The organism is Actinosynnema sp. ALI-1.44 (genome assembly GCF_001984155.1).
Classification (GTDB): Bacteria; Actinomycetota; Actinomycetes; order Mycobacteriales; family Pseudonocardiaceae; genus Kibdelosporangium.
In genome coordinates, this window is the sequence record NZ_MTQO01000054.1 from 1,097,773 (window position 1) to 1,123,193 (window position 25,421).

Below are 25,421 nucleotides of genomic sequence, written 5' to 3' on the forward strand. Positions count from 1 at the left end.
GAGACACCCCCGAAGCGGACCTCTGCGCTTGCGCGCGAGCCTGTTGTCGCTGGGTTTGCGCTTGTGCGCGAGCCGTTGTGGGTTGCTTGCGCTGTCTACTTGGACTGCAGTTCCCTCATTCGGACGGGCACCCCCGGGCGGGTTTGCCATGGGTGTGGGCCGGTGAGCGGCCGGTACTCCACACCCATGGCATCCAGCCTGGCCAGGTGGTGGTTGACCAGGCGGGCTTCGAACTCCTCGTAGGACCGGCCTGCCGGTGCCGACCAGACGACCTCGGCGAACGCGGCCAGCCGGGGGAAGGTCATGTATTCCACGCGCCGGAAGTTGTCCATGTGTTCGGACCAGGCCTGCGCCTGTGCGCCGAGGACGTGCTTGTGGAACTCCTCCTTCAGTCCCGGCGGGATCGGCTCGTAGCCGTAGACGTCCTCCAGCGTGTGCACGAAACCGACCGGGATCGGCTCGTCCGGGTGCCGGGACTGGCGGTGGTCGAGGTAGACGTACTGCTCGGGGCACATCACCACGTCATGTCCCGACGACGCTGCCGTCGCGCCCGCTTCCTCGCCTCGCCATGAGCCGACCACCGCGTCGTCCGGGAGGTCGCCGACGTCCAGCATCTCGTCCCAGCCGAGGGCGCGGCGGCCGTGTTTGGTCAGGTGCGCCGCCAACTGGCCGAGGAACCAGCCGTGCAGTTGGGCCACGGAGGTGTAGCCCTGCTCGGCCATCCGCTGGGCCGCGATGGGGTTGTCGTTCCACTGCACGGTCGGCACTTCGTCGCCGCCGATGCAGATCACCGGGCTGTCGAAGACGTCCATCACGTGGTCGAGGACGGTTTTGTAGAACTCCACCGTCGCGTCCGAGACGTTGAGGATGTCCTCGCTGATGCCCCATTCCGGCCGCACCGCGATCTGCTCACCCGTGTTGCCCAGTTCGGGGTACGCCGCGATCGCCGCCTGGCTGTGTCCTGGCACGTCCACCTCCGGCACGATCGTGATGTGCCGTTCGCGGGCGTACGCCACGATTTCGCGCAGGTCCGCGGTGGTGTAGAAACCGCCGTGCGGGCGGCCGTCGTTCTCCTTCGTGCCGTCGGGCGGGCGGCCGACCCACGAGCCCGTGCGCCAGCTGGCGACCTCGGTCAGCTTCGGGTACGCCGGGACCTCGATCCGCCAGCCCTGGTCGTCGGTCAGGTGCAGGTGCAGCACGTTCAGCTTGTGCGCGGCCATCAGGTCGATGAACCGGAACACCTCGTACTTCGGTTTGAAGTGCCTCGCCACGTCCAGCAGCACGCCGCGCCACCCGAACCTCGGCGCGTCCTCGATCGTGCCGCAGGGCAGCTCCCAGGGTCCTGTGTGGATCGAGGCGGCCCTGAACCGGTCGGCCCCGTGGAGCTGCCGCAGGGTTTGCGACGCGTAGAACGCGCCTGCCTCGTCCGCCGCGGCGACCTCGACACCCTGCGGCGTGATGGTTATCCGGTACCCCTCGGGCGGCAGGCTGCCGGTGTACGTCACCGACGGCTCCACCGGTTCGTCGCTGACGAACGTACCTTCCGCCGGGGTCGCCGAGGACGGCTTGGGAAGCAAGCCTTCGAAACTCGTCATCCTTTGACAGCTCCAGAGATTCCGGACGCCAGGTGCCGCTGCACGAAGATGAAGAAGATCAGCACCGGGATCGTCATGAGGGTCGCGCCAGCCATGATCCCGCCCCAGTCGAGCTCTTCCGGCTTGTAGAACACCCGCATCGCCTGGGGCAGCACGCGGTTGTCCACGTCGGAGAAGATCAGGGTCTGGGCGAAGAGGAAGTCGTTCCACGCGTGGATGAACGCCAACACGCTCGTCGCGACCAGGCCGGGCGCCACGAGGGGGAACAGCACCTGCCAGGTGAACCGCATGCGGCTCGCGCCGTCCAGTGCCGCCGCCTCTTCCAGTTCGGCGGGCACGGCCGCGACGAACCCCCTCAGCATCCAGATCGCGAACGGCAGGCTGAACGCCAGGTTCACCAGCACCAGCGGCGCCAGCTGGTTCAGGCCGAACGCGGGCACGCTCGTGCCCACCTGCTGGACCATGAAGAACAACGGGATCGTCAGCGCCTCGACCGGCACCATCTGCGCCACCAGCAACATCACCAGCAGCACTGTGCGGCCCTTGAACCGGAACCGGGTCAACGCGATCGCGGACAGGAACGACAGCAGCATCGACAGCGCCACCACGCAGATGGCCACGATCGTGCTGTTGAGGAAGTAACGCCCGAAGCCGTTGGAGCCCAGCACCCGCTCGAAGCTCTCCAGGCTCGGTGCGAACGTCCACGGCGTGGCGGACTGGATCTCACCCGCCGGTTTGAACGCCGCGAGAACCATCCAGTACAGCGGGAACGCCACCATCGCGGCGATCACGCAGCAGACGATCTCGGCGACCAACCTGCCGGGGCTACGGCGTTTCTTGCGCAAGGGCATGCTCACGGTTGCCATCCGGACCTCCGTTGTGTCCGCAGGTACACCACCGTGATCAGCATCAGCAGCACGGTCATCACGACACCGATCGCCGCGCCGAGGCCGTATTCCTCACCGGCGAACGCCTTCTGGTACGTGTAGACGTTCAGCACCAGGTTGCGGCCGGCCACACCGCCGCCGTTGGTCATCACGTAGATCTGGGTGAACAGCTTGAAGTCCCAGATGATCGACTGGATCGTGGCGATCACCAGCAGCGGCTTGAGGATCGGCAGGATCACCTGGGTCGCGGTGCGCCGCCAGGTGGCGCCGTCCAGCTGCGCCGCCTCGATGATCTCCGAGGAGATGTTCTTGATGCCCGCGTACATCGTGACCATCACGAACGGGAACGAGCACCAGATCACCTCGGCGGCCACCAGCCCGAAGGCCGAGAACCGCTCGAAGGTCCACGAGTGCCCCTGCATCCCGAGCACCTCGTTGACCACACCGAAGTTCGCGTCGAACAGGAACAGCCACACGTACGACCCGGCCATCGCCGGGGTCGCCCACGCGCCCAGCGCGGCGAGGAACAGCAGCATCCTGGGAATCGCGCGGACACGCGTGGCCAGGACCGCGAGGCCGGTGCCGACCAGGAGACTGCCGACCACGCACACCGCGGCGAACAGGATCGTCGACACCAGCACCGACCAGAACTGCGTGTCGCCGAACAGTTCGATGTAGTTGTCGGCCCCGATGAACACCAGCGGTTCCGCGCCGCTGGCCTGCGGCTGGTTGTAGTCGTACAACGAGATCTGCACGAGCTGGAACAGCGGGTAGGCCATCAGCGCCGCGAGCAGGATCCCCGCGGGCAGCAGGTAGATCGCCGCCGCCCGCCCGTCGCGCTTCTTGCGGGCAGGCCGCCGCGGCGCCTGGACCTCGAGGTCCGGCGCCGCGGGGGCTAGTTGCGTCGTCATCAGTTACCGAACGCCTTGTTCATCTCACCTGCCGCCGCGTCCGTTGCCGCCTCGACGGACTGGCCGCCCGTGGCGACCTGCTGGATCGCGGTCGGGATGATGTTCTGCGCGTCGATCTTCGTCCACGCGGGCGTCGCCGGGACGAACTTGGTGCCGCTCTGCGCGGCCTTCACGAACGGCTCGACGAACTTGTCCGCACTGGCGACCTGCTCCTGGACGTCCTTGAACGTCGGCAGGTTGCCCATCGCGGTGTACATCTTCTGCTGGTACTTCTTGCCGCCGAGCAGCTTGATGAACTCCAGCGACAGCGTGTACTTCTTGCTCGCGCCGAACACGCCGAGCAGGTTGCCACCGGCGAACGGCGGGGCCAGCTTGCCCGCCTCCGTGCCCGGCAACGGGACAACTGCGTACTTGCCCTTCACCACGCCCGCCTCGACGGCCTTGCGGTTGAAGTCGCCGCCGATCGTCATCGCGGCCTTGCCACCGGCGAACTGGGCGACGGACTGGCTACCGGTCAGCTGCGCGCACGCGGCAGGCGGGCAGATGTCGTCCTTGAGCAGCTCGGAGTACTGCTTGAGGCCCGCACGAGCCTTCGGGTCCGTGAGCCCGGATGTCCACTTGTCACCGTCCTGTTTGGCCAGTTCGCCACCGTTGGCCCAGATGTACGGGAAAGCGGCGTAGATGTACTTGCCGCCGACCGCGACGCCGTACAGGTCCGGCTTCGACTGGCGGATCCTGCGGGCGGTCTCGGTCAGCTCGGCCAGTGTCTTCGGCGGCTGCAGGCCGAGCTCGGTGAACACGTCGGTCCGGTAGTACAGGGCGCGCGTGCCGGTGTACCACGGGATGCCGAACGTCTTGTTCTTCACCTTGGCGGTGTCGAGCACCGACGGGATCAGGTCCTTGCTGTCCGGCCACGCGGCGATGTCGTTGGTCAGGTCGGCGAACCCGTTGGACGCGGCGTAGCCCGCGAGGTCGGTGTTGCCGAACTCGGCGACGTCCGGTGACGAGTTCTTGTCGTTGAAGGCGCCGTTGAACCGGGTCGCGCGGCCGTCGGTCGGCAGGTACTCGACGGTGACCTTCACGCCCTGGTGCGCCGCCTCGAACTCCTGCTTGGCCTCGTTGACCGCCGCTTCCTTCGGGCCGTTGCTGGCCTCCTGGAACAGCCACACCTTCAGCTCACCGGTCATCTCGCCGACCGGCTGGCCGGAGTTCCCGTTCTGCTGCGGCTGGTTGTTGGCTGCCTGCGGCGGTCCACATGCGACTACTAACGCCCCCACAGCGGCTGCAGCCAGCAAACCTTTGATCTTCATTGTTCCTCCGGTTGCGTCTGTTGCAACGCGCGTTTCGCATAAGGCAATGCCGCGATGCTAGAACGGACAATTGCCCGGCACAAGGGTCTAAACCAATGCTGTTACCGCAGGTAGATCCTCGTGAGTGGGTTGGCCGGTTCTGACCGGCCAACCCACTCGCGAGGGCTGACCAGGGACTACTTGAAGGACACTATGCCGACGTTGTTCACCTTCGCTGTGACGGCGGAACCACCGAGCGTGCCCGTGCGGGGGTCACGCGGCAGCACGTTGATCGTGCCCGCGCGCTGGTTCGACACGTACACCCTCGTCCCGGCCGGGTCGAAGGTGAAGTGCCGCGGCCAGGAGCCGCCGGTGGGTGTCGTGCTGACGAACGTGAGCGTCTTGCCGGTCTCGCAGACCGTGAACTGGGCCAGGCTGTCGTGCCCGCGGTTGGTGGCGTACACGAACCGGCCGTCCGGCGAGATCTGGATCTCGCCGGGGTAGTTCTCCGGTGGCGTCGCGCCCCCGAGCGTGCTGATCACCTGCCCGGCCGTGAACTTCCCGGCCGCCGCGTCCCACGCCAACACGGTCACCTCCGACCGCAGCTCACCGAGCACGTAGGCGAACCGGCCGTTCGGGTGGAACGTCAGGTGTCGCGGCCCGAGCCCGGCGGCCAGGGGCAGCTGCTGGTTGAGTTTCAGCTTGCCCGCGTTGTCGATGCCGTACACGTACACCGAGTCCGTGCCGAGGTCGACGGCGACGATCCACCGCCCGCTCGGATCGGACACGACCTGGTGCGCGTGCGCGGCCCGGCTGCCGGTGTGGGTCACGACGTCCGTCACCCTGCCGACCTTGCCGTCGGCCTGCAGCGACAGCACCGAGACGCTGCCGCTGGTGTAGTTGGCCGTCAGCAGGTACTTGCCGTGCACAGTGGCGTGTGTCGGCCCGGCACCGTTGACGTTCACCGAGTTGAGCACCCTCGGCCGCTGCGGGTCGGCGATGCTGAGCGCGGTGACCTTGCCCGGATTCGTCTCGATGGTCGTGTAGACCACCCGGCCGTCACGCGAGTACGCGAACCACGACGGGTCCGGGATCCCGCTGACGCCGCTGGTGATGGTGAGCTTGCCGGTCGCCGAGTCGACGGTACCGACCTGGAAGCCGGGGCCGGGCGGGTTGCCCCAGCTCGTGTAGCTCCCGATGTACACAGTGGACACTAATCTCCCCTGGGCCGACGCTGGTATCCCCGTGGCCACCATTAAACCGCCGACTCCGGCGGCGCCGAGAAAGCGGCGCCGATTCAAATCCGTCACCTGTGCTGATCCTCTCCTTGCAGGGGTCAGATGAAGATCATCAAGACCGCCGCCACCAGGAAGGCGACGACGGACAAGATGGTTTCCAGCACTGTCCAGGTCTTCAGCGTGTCCTTGACGGAGATGCCGAAGTACCGGGACACGATCCAGAACCCGCCGTCGTTGACGTGCGAGGCGATGATCGAACCGGCGCAGATGGCGGCGACGATGAGCGCCAGTTGGGGTTGGGTGTAGCCCGCGTTCGCGATGGTGGGGCCGACGATGGCCGCCGACGCCGCGATCGCCGCGGTGGCCGAACCCTGCGCGATCCGCAGACCGCACGAGATGAGATAGGCCGCGACGAGCACCGGCAGGCCGATGTCCGCGAGCGACGACTGCACGGCTTTGCCGATCCCGCTGACGGTCAGCACACGGCCGTAGAACGCACCGGCACCGACGACCAGCAGGATCATCGCGACCGGCTTGAGCGAGGCGTTGGCGATCGAGGAGACCTCGCTGCGGGTCATCCCGCGGCGGTAGCCCAGCAGCCAGAACGCCAGCAGCACCGAGATCGTCAGCGCGATCGCCGGGGTGCCGAAGAACGTGGCCACACCGGCCGCGAACGACTTCTTCGGCAGGATGATGCTGCCGAACGTACCGATCAGGATCAGCACCAACGGGATCGCGATGATGGTGACGACCGTGCTCAGCTTCGGCTCGGCCGGTGCCGTCGCGGTGCCCGGCCCGTCCTGCTTGCGCCCGGCCTTGGCGGCCTCCAGCATCTCCTCCGGCACCTCGATGTGGATCCGGTTGCCGATCCGGTTGGCGAACCACAGGCCCACACCCCACGCGGGAATCGCGCAGATCGCGCCGAACAGGATCACCCAGCCGAGGCCGACGCCGAGCAGACCGGCCGCGGCGACCGGGCCGGGGTGCGGCGGCAGGAACGCGTGGGTCACCGACAGGCCCGCCAGCAGCGGCAGGCAGAACAGCAGGATCGACTTGCCCGACTGCTTGGCCACCACGTACACCAGCGGCGCGAGCACGAAGATGCCGATGTCGAAGAACACCGGGATACCGAAGATCAACCCGGCCAGGCCCATCGCCAGCGCGGCCCGTTTCTCGCCGAACGCCTGCAGCAGCTTGCGTGTCAGCACCTGCGCTCCGCCGGACGACTCCAGGATGGCGCCGAGGAACGTGCCCATGCCGATGATGACCGCGATGTGGCCGAGGATGTTGCCGAACCCGGTCTCGATCAGCGAGCCCGAGTTGCTCGACTGGATCGACCCGACCAGGGTCTCCACCGGGATGCCCGCGGCGAGCGCGGTACCGACACCGACGATCAGCAACGCGATGAAGGGTTCGACCTTCCACGCGATGATCATCGCCAGCAGCAGTGCGATACCGACCGCGGCGAGCGTGAGCAGCCCGCCTGTCGTGTGTTGCAACCAGTCCACCATGGACTGCTCCATCTTCTCTTAGTGACGCTTGGCCAGTGCTACGGCGTCGACGAACTCGCTGGCCCGCTGCCGGATTTCAGCCAACCTCGACTCGGCGGCCAGTTCGGGGGAGACCACGCCGCTGCCCGCGGTGACCGCGAGCGCTCCGGCTGCCAGGTACTCCGCGGCGTTGGCGGCGGTCAGGCCGCCGGTCGCCACCAGTGGAGTTCCCGGGTACGGGCCGTGCAGGTCCTTGAAGTAGTCCGGACCCAGCCGCGCCGCCGGGAACACCTTGACCGCTGTGGCGCCCATGTCCACAGCGTCGGCCACCTCGGTCGGGGTCATCGCCCCGAGCACGACCGGCACACCCTGCTCGGTCGCCACGGCAACGACCTTCGGCCGCAGACCGGGCGTCAGCAGGAACTTCGCGCCCGCGTTGATCGCGTCGCGGGCGTTCTGCTCGGTCATCACCGTGCCCGCACCGAGGATCAGACCATCCACCTTGGCGGCCTGTTCCATCAGACGCGGCGCGTTCGGCGTGGTGAAGGAGAACTCCACGATCGGCAGACCCGCCTCGACCAGGGTCTGCCCGAGACCGACGGGGTCGGCGATCTCCGGAGCCCGGATGATGCACAACGAACGCCACGCGCTGAGCTCGGCGATGAGATCCATGATTTTCCTAGACTCCTGGGTTTCGCAGCGAATGGCCTGGTGTGGCGCCCGTGTGCGTCCCGTCGTCGATCACCGGCACACCGTTGACGAGCACGTACGGAATACCAGTGGCGACTTGGCGCGGCTCGTCGAAAGTCGCGGTGTCCGCGACCGTGTCCGGGTCGAACAACACGAGGTCGGCCGCGTAACCCTCGCGGACGAGGCCTCGATCGGACAGGCGCAAACGATTGGCGGCCCGGCCGGTCAGGTGCGCCACGCACTCCTCGAGTTCGAGCACGCCCAGCTCACGCACGTACCGGGCGAGGTAGCGCGGGAACGTGCCCCACGACCGCGGATGCGGGCGCTCGCCGACCAGGATCCCGTCGCTGCCACCGGTGTGCGCCGGGTGCTTCATGATCGCCCGGACGTTGTCCTCGTGACCGACGTGCATCAGGCACGAGGTACCCATCCGCTCGTCGATCAACACGTCGAAGTACAGCTCCGCCGGTGGCCGCCCGGCGGTGCGGGCCGACTCGGCCACGCTGTGCCCGACCAGGTGCAGGTTCGCGTCCCTGCGGACGCCGTTGATCTCGATCGAGTCCCAGTCGACCGGCACGCCGTGGCAGCCGTCGGACCCGTTCTCCTCCAGGTCGGCGCGGATCCGCTCCCGGGTGTCCGGATCGGACATCCGGGCGATCGCGGCGTCCGGCCCGCCCTCGGTCGACCAGCTCGGCAACAACGCGCTCAGGTACGTCGCACCGGGCAGGTACGGGTACGTGTCGAGCGTGATGTCACAGCCGTCGGCGATCGCCTCGTCCAGCAGCGCCAGCAGTTCCACGCCACGGCCCTTGTTGACGGGGAAGTTCATCGTGGCGTGCGCCAGGTGCAGCGGGCAGCCGGAGCGCCGCGACACGTCGACCATCTCGGCGTACGCCTCCAGCGCGCCGGCACCGTAGCTGCGGTGGTGCGGGCTGTAGTAGCCGCCGAGCTTGCCCGTGACCTCGCACAACGCGACCAGTTCCGCGGTGTCGGCGTACATCCCCGGCGTGTACGTCAGTCCGGAGGACAGGCCCATCGCGCCCTCCCGCAGGCCCTGCGCGACGACCTCCCTCATGGTGTCCATTTCGGACTCTGTGGGCGGCCGGGCGTCCCAGCCGACCACCATCATCCGGATCGTGCCCTGCGGCAGCAGGTACGCCGCGTTCACCGCGATGCCCTGGTCGAGCCGGTCGAGGTACTCGCCGACGCTGCGCCAGTTCCAGTCGAACCCGGCCGGGTCGTCGTTCCACCCGGCCAGCTGCGCCCGCAGCCCGGCCAGCGTCTCGTCGTTGACCGGCGCGTAGGACAGCCCGTCCTGGCCGTAGACCTCGCTGGTCACGCCCTGCGAGACCTTGGCGAGGTGGTCGGGCTTGGCCAGCACCTGCAGGTCGGAGTGGGAGTGCATGTCGATGAACCCCGGCGCGAGGACGAGGCCGGTCGCGTCGACCACGCGGGTGGCGTCCAGTCTCCTGCCGGTCGCGATCTCGGCGATTCGACCGGCCTGCACGCCGACGTCCGCCCGGTAGCGCGGCGCGCCGGTTCCGTCGACGACGGTCGCACCGCGGAAGGCGATGTCCATTTCGGACTCCTTTGTCAGAAACACGCCTGTCAGAAGTAGGTTCGGATGAAGTCGACCACGGCCTCGCCGTCGGCGCCGACAGCGGGCAGCAGCTGCCACTTGTCGAACACCGTGCACGGGTGCGACAGGCCGAGCCCGATCCAGTCGCCGACCCGCACGTCGGCGCCGTTCGGCTCGAGGTACGCGTGCTGGTCGTTCAGCGACGTGATCACCGCGCCGGTCAGCGGCAACGTCGTGCCGTCGCGGTGGATCAGTTGCGGCTCGGGCAGTCCCTCGTCGAAGGACGCGTCCCGTTTGCCGATGGTCAGCAGCGCGAGGTTCTCCTCGGGCTTGGACGTCACCTGCGCCCACGCGCGCAGCGCGCTGCGGAAGCTCGATGTGCCCGCGATCCGGGAGTGCGCGCCCAGTGGCGAGTTCTCGCGGTAGAAGCCGTCGTCGTGCGTGACGTACGCGCCGCTGCGCAGCAACGGGAACACGTTCAGGCCGTCGGGCCACGGCTGGGTCAGTGCGTCGGCGACGTGGTCGAAGTACGCGCTGCCACCGACCGTGACGATCACGCGTTCGGGGTCCTCGAACTTGCCCGCCAGCTGGCTGGTGACCGAGCGGATCTGGGCGAGGAAGTCGTCGATCGCCTGGAGACCCGCCGAGTCCGCCGCGTGCGCGAGCGAGCCTTCCCAGCCCGCGGTGCCGACGAGCTTGAGCACCGGGCTGGCCACGATCGCGTCGGCGACCGCTTCGGCTGTCTCGGCCGTGCGCGCGCCTGTCCGCCCGCCGGGCGCGCCGACCTCGACGAACACGTTGACCTGGCGTTGTGAGCCTGCGAGGCCCTCGGTCATCAACTCGACCGCGCGGACCGAGTCGGCCCAGCAGTAGAACTCGAAATCGGGGTGGTCGGCGAGTTCACGGGCGAGCCAGCGCAGCGCGTTCGGGTCGACCAGCTGGTTGGCCAGCAGGATCCGGGTCAGGCCGAACGCCCGGTACACCCGCAGCTGGCTGGCGTTGGCGGTCGTGATCGCCCAGCAGCCGGCTTCGAGTTGGCGCTTGAACAGCTGTGGCGCCATCGTCGTCTTGCCGTGCGGTGACAGCGCGAGGCCGCGTGATTCGCACCAACGGCGCATGGTCGCCAGATTGTGTTCGATGGCATCGTTGTCGAGCACCACGAGCGGCCCGACGAAGCCGTCGGTGAACAGCTTCGGCTTGGTGGCCAGCGCCTCGGCCACGGTCTTGCCGAACAGCGCGTCCGGCATGCCCTTGAAGCGCCAGTCGATCCGCTCGTCGGCCAGCCGATTCACCGCGTCGAGGTTCATGCTCGCCGGTTCGACCATCTGGATACCCTCCATTGCGTATCTTGCAACGGCTATTGCGCGATGTGCTGCGGTGGTGTGTAGCATCCCCATCGCCGCCAGGTCAACGTTCGCAACGAGCCCCCTGCGCTGGGTGATCGGCCCGGTACGGGGAAAGGATGGAAGTCCAGTGGAGACCGATGTGCTGTGCCTCGGCGAGTCCATGGCGCTGTTCGTGCCGGGGGAGCCGGGACCGGTGGACCAGGTCCGCACGTGGATCCGGACCGTCGGCGGCGCCGAGTCCAATGTGGCCTGCAATCTGGCCATGCTCGGTCTGCGCGCGAAGTGGGTCAGCGCCGTCGGCCAGGACGCCTTCGGGCAGGCCGTCGTCTCGGCGGTCCGGTCGAGCGGCGTGGACGTCTCAGGTGTCGTGGTCGACCCCGTCCGGCCCACCGGGCTCTACATCAAGGAGAGCAACGCGGGCGGCAGCCCGGTTCGCTACTACCGCCGCGGTTCGGCCGCGTCCGGCATGGACCGCTCGATGCTCGACCAGCTCGACCTGAACGTCCGCGTCCTGCACCTGACGGGAATCACGGCGGCGCTGTCCGACTCGTGCCTTGAGCTGATGCGCGCGCTCTTCGCCGCGCCGCGGGAGACTTTCCGGCTGTCGTTCGACCTCAACTGGCGGCCCAAGCTGTGGAGCGACCGGGACCCGTCCGTGCTGCGGGAACTGGCCGACGCGGCGGACATCGTCCTGGTCGGCGACGACGAGGCGCTGGCCGTGTGGGAAACGAGCGACCCCGCCGAGATCCGGCGGATCGTGCCCCACCCGTCGACGCTCGTGGTGAAACACGGCTCGCGCGGCGCGACCCTGATCGAAGGCGACATCCAGCTCTTCCAGCCCGCGCTGCGCGTCGACGTGGTCGAACCCGTCGGCGCGGGCGACGCCTTCGCGGCCGGATTCCTGGCCGCGACCCTGGCAGGCGCGTCCCCGGAACGCAGACTTCGCTCCGGGCACCTGCAAGCCGCCACGACACTCCGCACGCACGACGATGTCGGTACACCGCTCCCGTCCGAGCTGGTCACCTCGCTGCTCGACGCGGACGCGGACGAGTGGGCCGCCGCTCACCTCACCGAGCAGGGAGTCTTACAAGCATGAGCCAAAGTTTGGACAGGGCGCTGACCCTGCTGGACGGCCTCGCCGAAGGCCCGCGCACGCTGGACCAGCTCGCCGAGGTCATCGGCGTGCACAAGTCGACCGTCCTGCGGCTGCTGCGGACACTCGAGGCACACCGGTTCGTCCAACGCGACGGCGTGCGCTACTACCGGCTCGGGACAGCCCTGTTCGACTTGGCACACCGCTCGCTGGAGGACCGCGACGTCCGCCGCAGCGTCGAAGCCGCACTGCGGGACCTGAACGCGCAGACCGGCCACACCGTGCACCTGGCCTCCTACGAGGACGGCGAGGTGGTGTACATCGACAAGTTCGAGAGCCGCCACCAGGTCCGGATGTACTCCCGGATCGGCAAACGCGCGGCACTGCACTGCACGGCGGTCGCCAAGATCCTCGTGGCCGCGCTCCCGGACGAGCGTCGCCGGGAGATCGCCAAAGGCATCACCTACGAGAAGAAGACCGAGAACACGATCATCACGCCGGAGGCCTATCTCACCGAGCTGGCGACCGTCGCCTCACGCGGCTACGCGGTCGACAACTCCGAGCACGAGGACTTCATCCACTGCATCGCCGCACCGATCCGCGGCGCACGCGGTGAAGTGCTCGCGGCGATGTCGTTGTCCGTGCCGAAGGTACTGTTGGATCTTGACGGGTTGCTGGGGCTCGTCCCCGATTTGTTGCGCGCGGCGGAGAAAGCGTCCGCCGAGTGCGGCTATCACCGATAGAGAGGAAGAACATGGCCAGGACCTTCATCCACCCTGAGGGCACCGTGAAGCCGACGGTGCCGCTGTCGCACGGGGTGCGGAAGGGCAACATCCTCCAGGTCGCGGGCCAGGTGGCGTTCGATGAGCAGAACGAGCTCGTCGGCACCACAGTGGCGGAGCAGACCCGTCAGGTCCTCGCGAACGTCAAGCGGGTACTGGAAGCGGGCGGAGCCTCGTTCGACGACGTCGTGATGTTCCGCGCGTACCTGACCGACGTCGCGCACTTCGCGGAGTTCAACGCGGCCTACGCCGAGGTCCTCGGTTCGGACCTGCCGGCACGCACCACGGTCTACGTCGGCCTGCCGCCCGGCCTGCTCGTCGAGATCGACGCGCTGGCCGTTGTGGACTGACGTCAACGACAACGCGATCAGGCTCGCCCCGGCGGGCCTGATCGCGTCTCTCGCCTAGAGCCTCGGCGGGCCCTGTTCCACGCGCCGCAGCACGGGATCGAGGTCGGTGATCAGCTCGTCCTGCTGCCTGCGTTCGTCCCACCACGTCGCGCCCGCGTCGGCCAGTGGGCCGATCACGTCGCGCGCCTTGGCCGGGTCCGCCGGGCTCATCCCGCCGACCACCACGTCGAACGGTCCCGGATCCCGCTGGCTGTCGACGTACTCCACCAGGTCGCGGACCTCATCGACAGGTGGGGTGAAACCGTGCCGCGCGGACTTGAACAGCGGTACGACCCCGTCCCACCTGGCCGCGCGCCGCATGGGCCGCTTGTTCGGCCAGTAGCCCGCCACCCAGACCGGCACGCGGGGACGCTGCACCGGGGTGGGCAGCAGGGCCACCTCGTCGGCCGTGAAGTGCTGCCCCCGGTGCGTCACGGTGTCGCCGGACCAGTAGCGGTCCAGCAGGTACAGGCCTTCGTCGAGCATCTCCGCCAGCACCACCGGGTCGGTCGGTTCGCCGAAGCTGCCGAACTCGTCGTCGACCGGGGCGCCGAGACCGGTTCCGAGGATCACCCGGCCACCGGTCAGGTTGTCCAAAGTGGATACCTGGCGGGCCAGTTGGTGCGGGCGCCGCCGCGCCACCGGCGTGACCAGCGTGCCGAGCTTGATCCGGCTGGTCGCCACCGCGGCCGCCGTCAACAGCATCCACGGATCACCGAAGGGGCGCCGGAGTTGTTTCAGGTGCACCACGTGATCCCAGACGAACACCGCGTCCCACCCTGCCTGTTCGGCCGCCACCGCCACTGTGGCGACCGCGCCGGGGTCCGCGAAATCACCGAAGTTCGGGATGTTCACCGAGAAACGCACTCTCGCATGACATCACGCGGTGCAACCGGTTTTTCACTCGCGCTGCACCTCGGCGGGCAGTCTGGCCGAGCCGAACACCCGGGAGATCTCGATGCCGTACCGCATCACCAGCGGCCCGACCTCACGCACCCGGGCGGGCTTCATCCGGGATGCCAGCGAGGACACCGAGAGCGCGCCGATCACCTCGTCGCTGTGGTCGAAGATCGGCGCGGCGACACAACGGACCTCCTCCTCGTTCTCCCTGTCGTCGATGGCGTAACCGCGACGCCGGATGCGTTGCAGGTCGGCGCGTAACGCCTCGGCGTCGGCGAGGGTGCGGTCGGTCACCGGTGCCAGACCGCGGTCGATCGCCTCCTGGACTGCTTCTTCGGGCAGCCAGGCGAGAATCGCCTTCCCCACGGCCGTCCGGTACGCGGGCACCCGGTTGCCTATTCGGGAGGCCATTCGTACCTGGTGGTCGTTCTCGACTTTGTCGATGTAGACAACATCCGGCGGCTCGTACACGACCAAATGACAGGTCTCGCCCAACGTGCGTTGCATGCGCCGCAGCGGCTCGGCGGCCACGGTGCGTAAGTCCAACGACGCCAGGTAGGCCTGGCCAAGGCGCAGTGCGCCGTGGCCTAGCCGGAACCAGCCGGTCTGCCGGTCCCGGATGAGCAGATTTGTGTCGAGCAGGGGAGTTGTCAGGCGCAGCACGCTGCTCTTGCTGATCTTCAGGTCCTCGGCGATCCGGGACAGCGGGACACCGCGGGTCTCGTTCGCCCGATCGGACACGTACTGGAGTACTGAAAGCGCGCGTCGTAGTGACGACGACTGATTACGCGAACTGGGCTGACTGGACACAGTGTGAAGCATGACACGTGGTCTGGACCTGTTACGGCCACAACACGACATTTTGCATTGCACAACAACCTGATCAACTCGTGGCACGTCTGACCTGCGCGGTGGTCGTCTGGAGAGCGCTGGGGGGTTTCGTGCTCGAAGGGGTGACTATCCAAATGAGTGAGGTAGGACGCCGGAATTTTCTGGTGGGAGCGGGCGCCGCGGCAGTGGGAGTGGCGGCGTCGGGTGCACTCGGCGGCACCGCGGTGGCACAGGAAACCGGAGCGCAGGCGCAGGCCGGGGTCAGCCTGCCCGCCGCGACGGTCAAGCCGGGTGACGGCAGGTACATCGACTTGGTCAGAGGCACCAACCCGCGCTGGATCGGTGCGCCGGAACAGGTGCGCGTGGTCAGTTCGACCGCGCAGGTCGTTGCCGCGGTTCAGGATGCGGTGACGGCGGGCAAGCAGATCGGCGTGCGCAGCGGCGGTCACTGCTACGAGGACTTCGTCTACAGCGGCAAGCAGGTCGTGCTCGATTTGTCCGAGTTGGACGACATCGGCTACGACCCCGCGGTGAACGCGATCTCGGTCGGCGCGGGTGCGAACCTTTTTCAGGTTTATGAGGCGCTGTACCGGGTCTGGGGCGTCATCATCCCCGGCGGCTCGTGCGGCACGGTCGGCGCGGGCGGCCACATCAGCGGCGGTGGCTACGGTCTGAACTCCCGGCAGTTCGGTCTGACCGTCGATTACCTGTACGGCGTCGAAGTCGTCGTCGTTGACGCTTCGGGCAGAGCGAAGTCGGTCATCGCGACCAGGGAGGCCAACGACCCCAACCGCGACCTGTGGTGGGCGCACACCGGCGGTGGCGGTGGCAACTTCGGCGTGATCACGCGGTTCCTGCTGAAGTCACGTACGGCGACGGGCACCGACCCGTCGACGTTCCTGCCCAGGCCGCCGTCCGAGATCTACCTGAGCTCGGTCGCGCTCAACTGGGCGGACATCACCCAGGCCGACTTCACCAGGGTGGTGGACAACTTCGGCAAGTGGCACGAGCGCAACAGCGCGCCGGATTCGCCGTACGCCGGGCTTTTCGGCCTGCTGAAGCTGAACAAGCGGACGTTCGACCCGGCGACGAAAGCCGTCGGCGGCCAGGTCGCGCTGCTGACCCAGTCCGACGCCACCGCGCCGAACGCCCGCAAACTGCTCGACGACTACCTGAACGCGGTGTTCGCCGGGGTCCAGGCGCAGCGGACCGCGTCGGTCGCCCAGACCGGCCACCACCCCGCGCTGGCGCAGTTCGACGAGCCGCAGCGGCTTCCGTGGCTCAACGGCACGTACGCGTTGAGCGGTGGCGGTTGGGAGTTCCGCGGCGACTACAAGTCGGCGTACCTGCGCAAGGGGCACACCGCGGAGCAGATCGCCGCGACCTACCAGGCGCTGGCGACCACGGAGTACAACAACCCCAATGCGTTGGTGCAGATCGACTCGTACGGCTGCAAGATCAACGCGGTGGGTTCGGCGGACACCGCGGTGCCGCAGCGTGACTCGGTGATGAAGCTGCAGTACCAGGTGTACTGGAAGGACCCGGCGGAGGACGCCAAGCACCTCCAGTGGTTCCGCAACTTCTACTCGTCGGTGTACGCGTCGACGGGTGGTGTTCCGGTGCCGAACGCGGTGACGGACGGCTGCTACGTGAACTACCCGGACATCGACCTGTCCGACCCGTCGTTCAACAAGTCCGGTGTGGCGTGGTCGACCCTGTACTACAAGGGGAACTACGCGAAGCTGCGTCAGGTCAAGGCGAAGTACGACCCGCGCAACATCTTCCGCCACCGCCAGTCGATCGAGCCGTAGGCCCCGACCCACCGTTCCGGCACCCCCGAGTGCGCTCCGGGTGTCAGGGGTGCCGGAACGCGTGGAAAGCAGGCGAGACGGGTCGTTCTCGCAGGCCTGCGGCCGCGTTGAAAAATTCTTGGATCCCGCTGAACCGCTGTCGGACCCCGCTCGTGTTGTGGGTGAGCAACCACGGCCCCGCACAGATGCACCGGGGCATCAAGCGGGAGAAGGGATTCAAGTCATGGCACCACCTCGGGTGAGGCACATCCTTGCCACCGCGGCAGCAGTCGGCGCCGTGCTGGCCACCGCGGCGTGCGGGGCGAGCCCCACGGCGACGCCTGCGGCCAACCAACGGCAGCTGGAACAGCAGCCGACTGTCGCAGCGCCGACCGGGACGGTGGCCGTTGACGACGCACCCGCGAACCGCGCCGGTGCCGCGAGCGCCGGTCTGAAGGCGACGGAGTCGGGAACGCTGGGCACGATCCTTTCCGACGCGGAAGGAAAAACGCTTTACCGCTTCGATAAGGACACCGCGAAACCACCGAAGTCCAACTGCGCGGACGCCTGTGCCAAGGCGTGGCCGCCCGCCCCCGCGTCCGACAACATGACGCTCGAAGGCGTCGACAAGGCGATGGTCGGTTCGATCGACCGCCCCGACGGCACCAAGCAGCTGACGGTCGGCGGCTGGCCGATGTACTACTACGAGAAGGACGCCAAGGCGGGCGACACCACAGGTGAGGCCGTCGGCGGAGCGTGGTGGGTCGCCGCCCCGAACGGCACCCGCGCCAAGGACAAGGTGAAGGCTGCCGCGCCGGGCACGACGGTGGTGCGCGCCATGGACGTGAAGCCGTTCGGCAAGGTGCTGACCGACGACAAGGGCTTCACCCTCTACATCTTCGACAAGGACACCAAGAGCCCGTCGGCGTCGAACTGCAACGGCGACTGCGCCGCGAAGTGGCCGCCGCTGAAGGCCGAGGACAACGTCATCGCCGAGGGCGTCGACAAGAGCCTGATCGGTTCGGTCACCCGCCAGGACGGCACCAAGCAGGTCACCGTCGCGGGCTCGCCGGTCTACCGCTTCGCCAAGGACACCGCGCCCTGCCAGGCCAACGGTGAGGGCGTGCAGGGCACCTGGTTCGTGGCCGCGCCGGACGGCGCGAAGGCCAAGGACAAGAAGTAACCAGATCATGTGATCCGGCGCTGGCCTCCCCTCCTGCGCCTCACCGGCGCCGGGTCACAGTTGGGTCCGATCCCCAACACCCGAGAAGCGGCCCCTGGGAACCCTCCCAGGGGCCGCTGGTGTGTCGTGAGTGGTGGCCGGGTTCTGACCCGGCCAACCACTCACGAGTCAGTGGACGGGGCCGGTGTACTTCTCGCCGGGTCCGGCGCCCGGCTCGTCGGGGAAGGCCGAGCCCTCGCGGAAGGCCCGCTGCAGCGACTGGAGCCCTTCCCGCAGCGGTCCGGCGTGCGGTCCGAGGTACTCGACGGACGCCGTGATCAGCCCGGCCAGTGCCGTGATCAGCCGCCTGGCCTCGTCGAGGTCGCGGCGGGGCGAGGTGTCCGGGTCGGGGTCGGCGAGCCCCAGCCGCTCGGCCGCGGCCGACATCAGCATCACGGCCGCGCGGCTGATCACCTCCACGCTGGGAATCTCGCTGAGGTCGCGGACGTTGACACTGTCGTCGTCACTGGTAGCAGGGTCTGCGGTGGGGTCGTTCACGATCTGGTACCCTTCCATCTGCGACCAGCCCCTGTGCGAACGGGGGCGGCAAGTGGAGCCCCGCTCCCACCCGAGTCACCGCACAGGTGTCCGGGTCCGGTCTTTATCGCAGCAGCGCGAGCTCGCTGCGGCGCGACGTGCGTGCACGTCGTGGATCGGTGTAGGCAGCGGGCCCCGCGTCAGCAATGGCGACGGGGCCTGACGCGTTACTGGGGTCACACCGCAGGCCGCAGCCACCAGCTAGAGAGACTTTGTACTCGGGAAAGAGGAGGCACCATCAGCTCCGAGTCACGTATCAACGACCGCATCCGGGTGCCGGAGGTCCGACTCGTCGGGCCGAACGGCGAGCAGGTGGGGATCGTCCGCATCGAGGACGCGCTCCGCCTCGCACAGGAGGCGGATCTCGACCTCGTCGAGGTGGCCCCGCAGGCCCGCCCGCCTGTCTGCAAGCTCATGGACTACGGCAAGTTCAAGTACGAGAGCGCGCAGAAGGCCCGCGAGTCCCGGCGCAACCAGGTACTCACGGTGATCAAGGAGCAGAAGCTCCGGCCGAAGATCGACCCGCACGACTACGAGACCAAGAAGCGCGCTGTCGTCCGCTTCCTCGAGCACGGCAACAAGGTCAAGATCACCATCATGTTCCGCGGCCGTGAACAGTCCCGCCCGGAGCTCGGATACCGGTTGTTGCAGCGGTTGGCCGACGACGTGGCCGAGCTGGGGATCATCGAGTCCTCGCCCAAGCAGGACGGCCGCAACATGATCATGGTCCTGGCGCCGCACAAGAACGCCAAGCCCAAGACCAAGGCGACCACGCCGCAGTCCGACACCGACCCCGCCGAGTAGGCCACCGGGGTCACCCGAAGTAGTGAGCGCTTCCGCCCGTGCACGGCGGGCGGAAGCACCTAGATGAGGACGACCATGCCTAAGAACAAGACGCACAAGGGCACTGCCAAGCGCATTCGCGTGACCGGCAAGGGCAAGTTGAAGCGCGAGATGACCGGCCGCAGGCACATCCTGGAGAAGAAGTCCAGCAAGCTGACCCGTCGCCTCGAGGGCACCACGGACGTCTCCCCGAACGACGAGAAGCGCGTCAAGCGCCTGCTCGGCATCTGAGCTTCCCAGCTCCACTCCCTTGACCACCCGGGGCGCCCCGAACGCCCCACAGAGATAAGCAGGATGGACCCGTGGCACGCGTCAAGCGGGCAGTCAACGCCCAGAAGAAGCGCCGCACGACCCTCGAGCTGGCCAGTGGCTACCGCGGCCAGCGCTCGCGGCTGTACCGCAAGGCCAAGGAGCAGGTGCTCCACTCGCTGAACTACGCCTACCGCGACCGCCGCGCCCGCAAGGGTGACTTCCGGCAGCTGTGGATCACCCGCATCAACGCGGCCGCGCGTCAGAACGGCATGACCTACAACCGCTTCATCCAGGGTCTGAAGGTCGCAGGTGTCGAGGTCGACCGCAAGATCCTCGCCGAGCTCGCGGTGAGCGACCCGGCCGCGTTCACCGCGCTGGTCGAGGTCTCCCGCGCCAACGTTCCGGCCGTTCAGTCCCAGGACAAGGCCTGAGCGAGCACACCCGACCCGGGGCGGACCAGCTCTTCACCGAGCGGACGCCCCGGGTCGCTGCTGCCCGGCAGTTGACCAAACGCGCGGGCAGAGAACGGGCGGGCAGGTTCCTCGCCGAAGGAGCCCAGGCCGTCCGGGAAGCGCTGCGCCACGGCCAGGTGTACGAGGTCTTCGTCACCGAAACGGCGGCAGCACGCAATTCCGAACTCATCACCGAGGCCAGCGCGGCAGGTGTCCAGGTATCGACGGTGACCGATCGAGCCGCTGACGGGCTCTCGGAAACCGTGACCCCACAGGGCATCGTCGCGGTCTGTGAACTGCTGGACGTCTCGCTGGACGACGCGCTCACCGCACCGAAGCTAGTCGCTGTACTGGTTGGTGTGTCCGACCCAGGCAACGCAGGCACGGTGACGCGGGTCGCCGACGCCGCCGGTGCATCCGCCGTGATCTTCGCCGGTGACACCGTCGACCCGCACAACGGCAAATGCGTCCGCGCCTCCACTGGCAGTGTCTTCCACCTGCCTCTTGCGCGTTCTCGGAGCACCACTGCGGTGTTCGACGCGTGCCGCGCGGCCGGATTGCGCCTTGTCGCAGCCGATGGACACGTCACGACCGAGTTGACCGCGTTGGATCTCACCCAGCCAACCGCGTGGGTGTTCGGCAGCGAGGCACACGGGCTTGATCCCGAAGTGCTTGCCGCCGTCGACGACGTGGTGAGCGTTCCCATCTTCGGCAAGGCAGAGAGCCTGAACCTCGCAACAGCGGCGGCGGTTTGCTTGTACGCAGGGCATTTGCGGTAGTTCCCAGCGATCTGTGGCCTGCGCTCCCCCGTAGCCCCGGGCTGAGCAGCCCGAGGACGGCTCAGTCATGTATACGCTAACCGTGCCTCACGGCAGTGCTGACGTGGAGAAACACGGGCGAGCTTCTCGCGGAAGCTCGGCCGTGTCCTGGTTAGTCCCGCCTGCCTTGACGCAGGCGACGACACGTGGCGTGTCTTGACGCCAAGCAGAGGCAGTAAGCCGTTTATGCGAGTTCAACTGGCACGTAGCATTACTGTTTTCAAGATCTGCTAATCAAGAGCTGAACGGTGTTGTGAATCTCGGTTGCGGTGATGCGGCCCGAATGCCAGTACTCGATCAGCACCTTCCCTGTCGACGGGTATATCCAGATGTCGTCTCCGGTGTCCATAAGAAGTTCCATGTTTTCCGCAGTCGACCGGGCATGCGGTGTTCGATCCACAGGATTCCTGCTATCTATCTCAGTCGATAGTGGAGGAGTCGCCTTATTGGAGAACGCACCGCTACGCTTCATGGATTGCTCACGCGTGTTCAGCCACCCCATAGCTCGTCAAGCCTACTTCCATCTTTGTCGAAAGTTGTGACGCTTCCGGAGAACCATAGATTTACCCCGCCTTCCCAGTATTCGATTTGCAATGCGGCCAACTGCACCGGATCCGCGCGAACATACATACGCTCTCCCGGCTCAAGCAAGTACGCCATCCCATTGGGTTCGAAACATACATGCCCGGCACTGTTTCCAGAAATACGAATCTCTATATCAGGCATCACTCAACTCCAAGCATCAATAATTTCCTGACACAATTTTACTCGATAAGGAGCTGTCGGATGCCTCGGCATATTCTTCTGTACGTAGGCGTAGAAATCTTGCAATCGTTTAGCGTCCTCCTTCGAGGCGACCCTTCGCAGCTCTTCCGGCGACCGCTTGCCGATCAGTTCCGCTGCCAGCTTCGGACCATTTGCCCAAATCCGTTTACCCACTTCGTTGGCTTTACCGCCGTCTAAGACCTTGGGAAGCTCGATTTTGCCATCCGGGGTGAGAATATCAATGACTTCTCCGTCTGCGTCGACCGTAAAACGCGGACAAACCCCTGCAGCGGCTCCCTGTGTGGCCATAGGTGAAGCGTCGACCGATTTCAAGCTGCCGCCAGGAGCTGAAATCGTCAATTCTGAAGCAAAACCGTTTCTAGCGGCACACGCTACCCTTGCCTCAGCCACGATCGCGCGGCCAAGTTCCAGAATCTTTCGCCCTGCTGCGGAGCCCTCGAGAAACTTGGCGAGTCCGGCGACGATCTTGGCGATCGCGGCACTGACCGCCGGAAGTTTTGCAATCAGAACCAGGAGGGAACCAACATCAAAAACCGTCCACAGGCAGGCTGCAACATCGCCCTCGCCGAAGCACTTCTTCGCGTTAGTAATTCCGAGCTCATCCAGAATGATCTGCCCACCATTTTGGATGATGAAGTCAATGATCCCGTGCTTGGCTTGTTCGATAGCCTCACGATTTTGCTCGACCAGCTCAGGACCGCCCATCCGATAGAGGAGTTGTTCCTCCTCGGCAGTCAGGTTCGGTACATCTTCTCCCGCTTGTCTGGCCTGTTCTGCTCGTCGTGCTGCTTCTGCTTTGCGTGCGGCTTCTTCGGCGCGGTCGGCGGCTTTGCCTGCTTCGATGGCGGCGTTGTACGCGTTCTTGGCTGCTGCGGCGGCTCCGTCGGCGTGTTTCTGTGCGCTGTCTGCTGCTGCAGCAGCTGCGGCTGCGTCGGTTTCGGCGCGGTCGGCGGCTCCTCGTGCGGCGGCTGCGTCGGCTTCGGCCCTGCTGGCAGCGGAACGGGCTGCTGCAGCGTCGCGTTCGGCGGCAGCAGCGGACCGTCCCGCGATCGCGGCGTCGTTGGCTGCCGCGTTGGCGGCGTTGCGGGCTTTGTGTGCGTCCTCGCGGGCTTGTGCGTCTGCTTGGTTGGCGCGGGTGGCTGCTGCGCGGGCCGCAGCACCGTCGGCTGCTGCGTCGGCGGCCGCTTTTTGAGCCTCCGCAGCGGACTGTGCCGCTGCCGCTGACGACTTCGCCGCTGCAGCGGCTGCGTCATACGCAGGTTTGACTTCAGCCGCGGCGCGGTCGGCGGCTTCTTGGGCCAGCCGTGCCGCTTCGAGCGCTTCCTTCGCACGCTTGTCCGCCGCTGCGGCCTGTTCGGCGCCGACGAGTCTGGCCTGCTCGGCCACCTTGATGACGAAGTCGGCGTCGATGTCCTGGCCGGTGAACGGTGCGACCACGGTGACCGCGGTGTTGGCTGGTTGGGTGATCGCTTGTGAGGACGACTTCGCCGCCGCAGCGGCTTGGACCGCGAGACTGGCCTGGGTCGCTGCGGACACCGCTTCCTGAGCCGCGGCGTCGGATTCGGCTTTGGTGCGTTCGGCCGACATCTGCGAGTTCATCGCTTCGGACGCCGCTTGGTTGGCCAGGTTCATCGAGTTCTGTGCCGCTTCGGCGGCCTTGGCCTCGTTGAACGTCGCGTCCGATGCCGCCGACTCGGCGCGTTGAGCGGCTGCGTGGGTTTCCGCTGCTTCGGCTTCGGCTCGGTTGGCTGCCGCGTTCGCTCGTGCGGCAGCCGCTTGCGCGGCCTGCGCTGCGGCCCGCGCACGGGCTGCGGCACGCGTGGCTTCGGTGGCCGCGCCACGCGCACCCGCCGCCGCACCCGTCGCAACGTTGGCGGCGTTGCGGGCCGCGCCAGCGGCTCCCGCCGCGATGGTGGCGTCGCCGCGTGCTTTGTTGGCCTCATTCTGGGCTTCCACGGCGTGCGGGCCGCCACGCGCGGCGGCGGCCATGGCGTCCATCGCGTTCGCCCGCGCCTCAGCAGCGCGCTGGTCCCGTTCAGCCTGGTAGGCCTTGTCACGGCTGGCTACCGCGTTGGTTTCCTCGCCGCGGGCGCGGGTTTCCGCCTGCCCCGCGGCACCATCGGCCGCTTCGGCCCGTCCTCGGGCGGCGGCTGCGATGCCAGCTTGGGCCTCAGCCTCACCGCGCATCGAACGCGCCACCGAGGCGTGCTGCTCGGCTCGCCCACGCGCCGCTCCGGCGTTGGCCCGTTCCCGCTGCGCGATGGCTCGTTGGGCGGCTGCGGTCGCCGCTTCTCGTTCGGCGATGATGCGCTGCTGACGGGTCCGCTCGGCAGCCGCCCACGCCTGCGCCTCGGCCGCTTCCGCAGCCTGACGTGCGGCCTTGGTTCGGGCTGCGGCGTCTTTCGCGGCTTCCATCTGCACGCGGGCCGCCTCAGCCAGGTCCGCTGCGGCGCGGGCGTGTGCTTCAGCGTGCTGGCGCCATTTCTTGGCCTGCTCAGCGTGCCGCTCCGCTTTTTCCTGCGCGTTGCGGGCCTGGTCGGTGAACGCGGCCGCATCGGTCGAATGCGCGGCGGTCTCCACCGCGGACACGGCCGCGAGTGCGGCTTGGGACATGCCGTAGGCCATCTGCGCCCACTGCGTCCCATACGGCAGACCGGTTTCCACCAACACATCCGCCTGAACCTGGGCTTGGACCGCCGCACGTCGCGCGTCGTCCGCCGCAGCACGGGCGTTACCCAACTGGCGGGCGACCTCGGCCTTCACCTCATCGAAAGCGTCGGGCGGATGTTGCCCGCCCGCGGTGTTCGCGGCCAGGATCTGCTCAGCCCTACGGGCCTCATTGCCCCCGAGGATCAGCGCGTTCGAGGAGCGCTGCAGCGCACGGATGCCGTTACCGTGCTGCACCATCAGGATTTTGCGGGCCTCGTTGGCGCGAGCGGACTTCTTCGCCAGCTCCGACAGCGCCTCGGCTGCCTTGCGGCGTGCTTCCTCGTCGGCGAGGAACTTCTCGCGGGCTTCGGCGTCCTTTTTGGCTGCTTCCAAGTAGCCGCTGGCGAGGAACTGCTCGATCGCCGCGTCCCCGGTGTCCAACGCGGCCTGCGCGGCACGTTGAACCTCCGGGCCACCCGCGCCGACCAGCATCTGTACTCGTGCCCGGTTCTCCTGGGCCCGTTGTTGGACGCTCTGCATCGCGGCCGCGTCGCGCTGTTCGGCGATCGCTCTGCCGTAGACCAGGAACTGCAGACGGTCCAGGTCGGTGCCCGCGAGCACCCGGTCCACCTCGGCCCGCAGGTACGGGCCACCAGTCCCGCGTAGCGGTTCGATCGCGGCCCGGTTCTCCTGCGCGATTCTTTCCTTGCGTGCTGTGGCTTTCTGTTCCGCTTCCCGCTTGCCGCCGTTGAGGAACGCCATGATTCCCGGACGACCGGCGTCCAACGCTGCCTTGGCGGCGTCACGAACCTCGACGTCCTCAGCCAGTTCGGCGTTGTCGGCCACCAGCTGCCGGAATCGGGGGTCGCCGGTGTCCGGGATGCCGGTCTTGCCGTCCCACTCCTTGTACGGGTCCGGTGGCATCGGTCGCGGCGGTGCCGGATCCTCGGCAGCCGCTGCGGTAGTCGTGGCTGCGGGTGCGGCGTCGGCGGTATGGACAACGCCACTGAACAAGGCGAACGTCAACGACGCCGCCACCGCTCTTCGAAGAA

Annotated in this window: 23 protein-coding genes; 9 read left to right on the forward strand and 14 right to left on the reverse strand. The window is 67.4% G+C overall.

What is annotated here, in order from left to right; genetic code table 11:
- Window positions 1–95 precede the first annotated feature (95 nt).
- From ALI144C_RS51845 to ALI144C_RS51885, 9 genes are all read right to left on the reverse strand, one after another.
- The gene (locus ALI144C_RS51845; protein ID WP_076994625.1) at window positions 96–1,595 is read right to left on the reverse strand and encodes a beta-N-acetylhexosaminidase; all 1,500 of its coding nucleotides are present in this window, start codon (window positions 1,593–1,595) and stop codon (window positions 96–98) included.
- The gene (locus ALI144C_RS51850) at window positions 1,592–2,461 is read right to left on the reverse strand and encodes a carbohydrate ABC transporter permease (RefSeq protein WP_083754119.1); all 870 of its coding nucleotides are present in this window, start codon (window positions 2,459–2,461) and stop codon (window positions 1,592–1,594) included. Before ALI144C_RS51850 ends, ALI144C_RS51845 begins: the two co-directional genes overlap by 4 nt.
- Window positions 2,449–3,393 (reverse strand): carbohydrate ABC transporter permease, encoded by a 945-nt coding sequence (locus tag ALI144C_RS51855; protein ID WP_076994627.1) that lies wholly within the window; start codon window positions 3,391–3,393, stop codon window positions 2,449–2,451. The genes ALI144C_RS51850 and ALI144C_RS51855 overlap by 13 nt, the downstream gene beginning before the upstream one ends.
- A complete protein-coding gene (locus tag ALI144C_RS51860; protein ID WP_076994628.1) occupies window positions 3,393–4,703 on the reverse strand; it encodes an extracellular solute-binding protein in 1,311 nt (436 codons plus the stop codon). The genes ALI144C_RS51855 and ALI144C_RS51860 overlap by 1 nt, the downstream gene beginning before the upstream one ends.
- Before the next feature lie 176 nt (window positions 4,704–4,879).
- Window positions 4,880–5,992 carry a lactonase family protein gene (locus ALI144C_RS51865; RefSeq protein ID WP_076994629.1) on the reverse strand — a complete coding sequence of 371 codons (1,113 nt, stop codon included), beginning with the start codon at window positions 5,990–5,992 and terminating at the stop codon, window positions 4,880–4,882.
- A 26-nt stretch (window positions 5,993–6,018) separates the two neighbouring features.
- Entirely contained in the window at window positions 6,019–7,431 is a 1,413-nt protein-coding gene (locus ALI144C_RS51870) for a GntP family permease (RefSeq protein ID WP_076994917.1), read from the reverse strand.
- An 18-nt stretch (window positions 7,432–7,449) separates the two neighbouring features.
- Window positions 7,450–8,082 carry a bifunctional 4-hydroxy-2-oxoglutarate aldolase/2-dehydro-3-deoxy-phosphogluconate aldolase gene (locus ALI144C_RS51875; RefSeq protein WP_076994630.1) on the reverse strand — a complete coding sequence of 211 codons (633 nt, stop codon included), beginning with the start codon at window positions 8,080–8,082 and terminating at the stop codon, window positions 7,450–7,452.
- Window positions 8,083–8,089: 7 nt separating this feature from the next.
- Window positions 8,090–9,679: an N-acyl-D-amino-acid deacylase family protein gene (locus ALI144C_RS51880; protein ID WP_076994631.1), complete on the reverse strand. Its 1,590-nt coding sequence runs from the start codon at window positions 9,677–9,679 to the stop codon at window positions 8,090–8,092.
- Between the two features lie 29 nt (window positions 9,680–9,708).
- A complete protein-coding gene (locus ALI144C_RS51885) occupies window positions 9,709–11,004 on the reverse strand; it encodes an amino acid deaminase (RefSeq protein WP_076994918.1) in 1,296 nt (431 codons plus the stop codon).
- A 181-nt stretch (window positions 11,005–11,185) separates the two neighbouring features.
- Between ALI144C_RS51885 and ALI144C_RS51890 the strand changes: the two genes are divergently transcribed.
- From ALI144C_RS51890 to ALI144C_RS51900, 3 genes are read left to right on the forward strand one after another with little or no spacing between them, the layout of a single operon-like run.
- Window positions 11,186–12,121, forward strand: coding sequence for a sugar kinase (locus ALI144C_RS51890; RefSeq protein WP_237774758.1), 936 nt, complete (start codon window positions 11,186–11,188; stop codon window positions 12,119–12,121).
- Window positions 12,118–12,861 carry an IclR family transcriptional regulator gene (locus ALI144C_RS51895; RefSeq protein WP_076994632.1) on the forward strand — a complete coding sequence of 248 codons (744 nt, stop codon included), beginning with the start codon at window positions 12,118–12,120 and terminating at the stop codon, window positions 12,859–12,861. Before ALI144C_RS51890 ends, ALI144C_RS51895 begins: the two co-directional genes overlap by 4 nt.
- A gap of 11 nt (window positions 12,862–12,872) precedes the next feature.
- The gene (locus ALI144C_RS51900; protein ID WP_076994633.1) at window positions 12,873–13,250 is read left to right on the forward strand and encodes a RidA family protein; all 378 of its coding nucleotides are present in this window, start codon (window positions 12,873–12,875) and stop codon (window positions 13,248–13,250) included.
- Between the two features lie 54 nt (window positions 13,251–13,304).
- Here the strand turns inward: ALI144C_RS51900 and ALI144C_RS51905 are convergent, their stop codons facing one another.
- Both ALI144C_RS51905 and ALI144C_RS51910 read right to left on the reverse strand, forming a co-directional pair.
- Window positions 13,305–14,156, reverse strand: coding sequence for an LLM class flavin-dependent oxidoreductase (locus ALI144C_RS51905; RefSeq protein ID WP_076994634.1), 852 nt, complete (start codon window positions 14,154–14,156; stop codon window positions 13,305–13,307).
- Window positions 14,157–14,189: 33 nt separating this feature from the next.
- Window positions 14,190–15,050 (reverse strand): IclR family transcriptional regulator, encoded by an 861-nt coding sequence (locus ALI144C_RS51910; protein WP_330359662.1) that lies wholly within the window; start codon window positions 15,048–15,050, stop codon window positions 14,190–14,192.
- Window positions 15,051–15,154: 104 nt separating this feature from the next.
- Between ALI144C_RS51910 and ALI144C_RS51915 the strand changes: the two genes are divergently transcribed.
- On the forward strand, window positions 15,155–16,831 hold the full coding sequence (locus ALI144C_RS51915) for an FAD-binding oxidoreductase (protein WP_076994636.1): 1,677 nt from the start codon (window positions 15,155–15,157) through the stop codon (window positions 16,829–16,831).
- Window positions 16,832–17,054: 223 nt separating this feature from the next.
- The gene (locus ALI144C_RS51920) at window positions 17,055–17,993 is read left to right on the forward strand and encodes a hypothetical protein (protein ID WP_076994637.1); all 939 of its coding nucleotides are present in this window, start codon (window positions 17,055–17,057) and stop codon (window positions 17,991–17,993) included.
- A gap of 168 nt (window positions 17,994–18,161) precedes the next feature.
- On the opposite strand, the gene ALI144C_RS51925 is transcribed toward ALI144C_RS51920, so the two are convergent.
- Window positions 18,162–18,548 carry a DUF1844 domain-containing protein gene (locus tag ALI144C_RS51925; RefSeq protein ID WP_076994638.1) on the reverse strand — a complete coding sequence of 129 codons (387 nt, stop codon included), beginning with the start codon at window positions 18,546–18,548 and terminating at the stop codon, window positions 18,162–18,164.
- Window positions 18,549–18,806: 258 nt separating this feature from the next.
- Here ALI144C_RS51925 and infC point away from each other — a divergent pair, with 258 nt between their 5' ends.
- From infC to ALI144C_RS51945, 4 genes are all read left to right on the forward strand, one after another.
- The gene (gene infC, locus ALI144C_RS51930; protein WP_143231504.1) at window positions 18,807–19,373 is read left to right on the forward strand and encodes a translation initiation factor IF-3; all 567 of its coding nucleotides are present in this window, start codon (window positions 18,807–18,809) and stop codon (window positions 19,371–19,373) included.
- A 75-nt stretch (window positions 19,374–19,448) separates the two neighbouring features.
- A complete protein-coding gene (gene rpmI, locus ALI144C_RS51935) occupies window positions 19,449–19,643 on the forward strand; it encodes a 50S ribosomal protein L35 (RefSeq protein WP_076994639.1) in 195 nt (64 codons plus the stop codon).
- A 71-nt stretch (window positions 19,644–19,714) separates the two neighbouring features.
- The gene (gene rplT, locus ALI144C_RS51940) at window positions 19,715–20,095 is read left to right on the forward strand and encodes a 50S ribosomal protein L20 (RefSeq protein ID WP_076994640.1); all 381 of its coding nucleotides are present in this window, start codon (window positions 19,715–19,717) and stop codon (window positions 20,093–20,095) included.
- Entirely contained in the window at window positions 20,092–20,895 is an 804-nt protein-coding gene (locus tag ALI144C_RS51945; RefSeq protein WP_076994921.1) for a TrmH family RNA methyltransferase, read from the forward strand. Before rplT ends, ALI144C_RS51945 begins: the two co-directional genes overlap by 4 nt.
- A 528-nt stretch (window positions 20,896–21,423) precedes the next feature.
- Here the strand turns inward: ALI144C_RS51945 and ALI144C_RS55100 are convergent.
- A complete protein-coding gene (locus tag ALI144C_RS55100) occupies window positions 21,424–21,660 on the reverse strand; it encodes a hypothetical protein (RefSeq protein ID WP_076994922.1) in 237 nt (78 codons plus the stop codon).
- 3 nt (window positions 21,661–21,663) lie between these two features.
- Window positions 21,664–25,395 (reverse strand): ALF repeat-containing protein, encoded by a 3,732-nt coding sequence (locus ALI144C_RS51955; protein ID WP_143231428.1) that lies wholly within the window; start codon window positions 25,393–25,395, stop codon window positions 21,664–21,666.
- Between the last annotated feature and the right edge of the window lie 26 nt (window positions 25,396–25,421).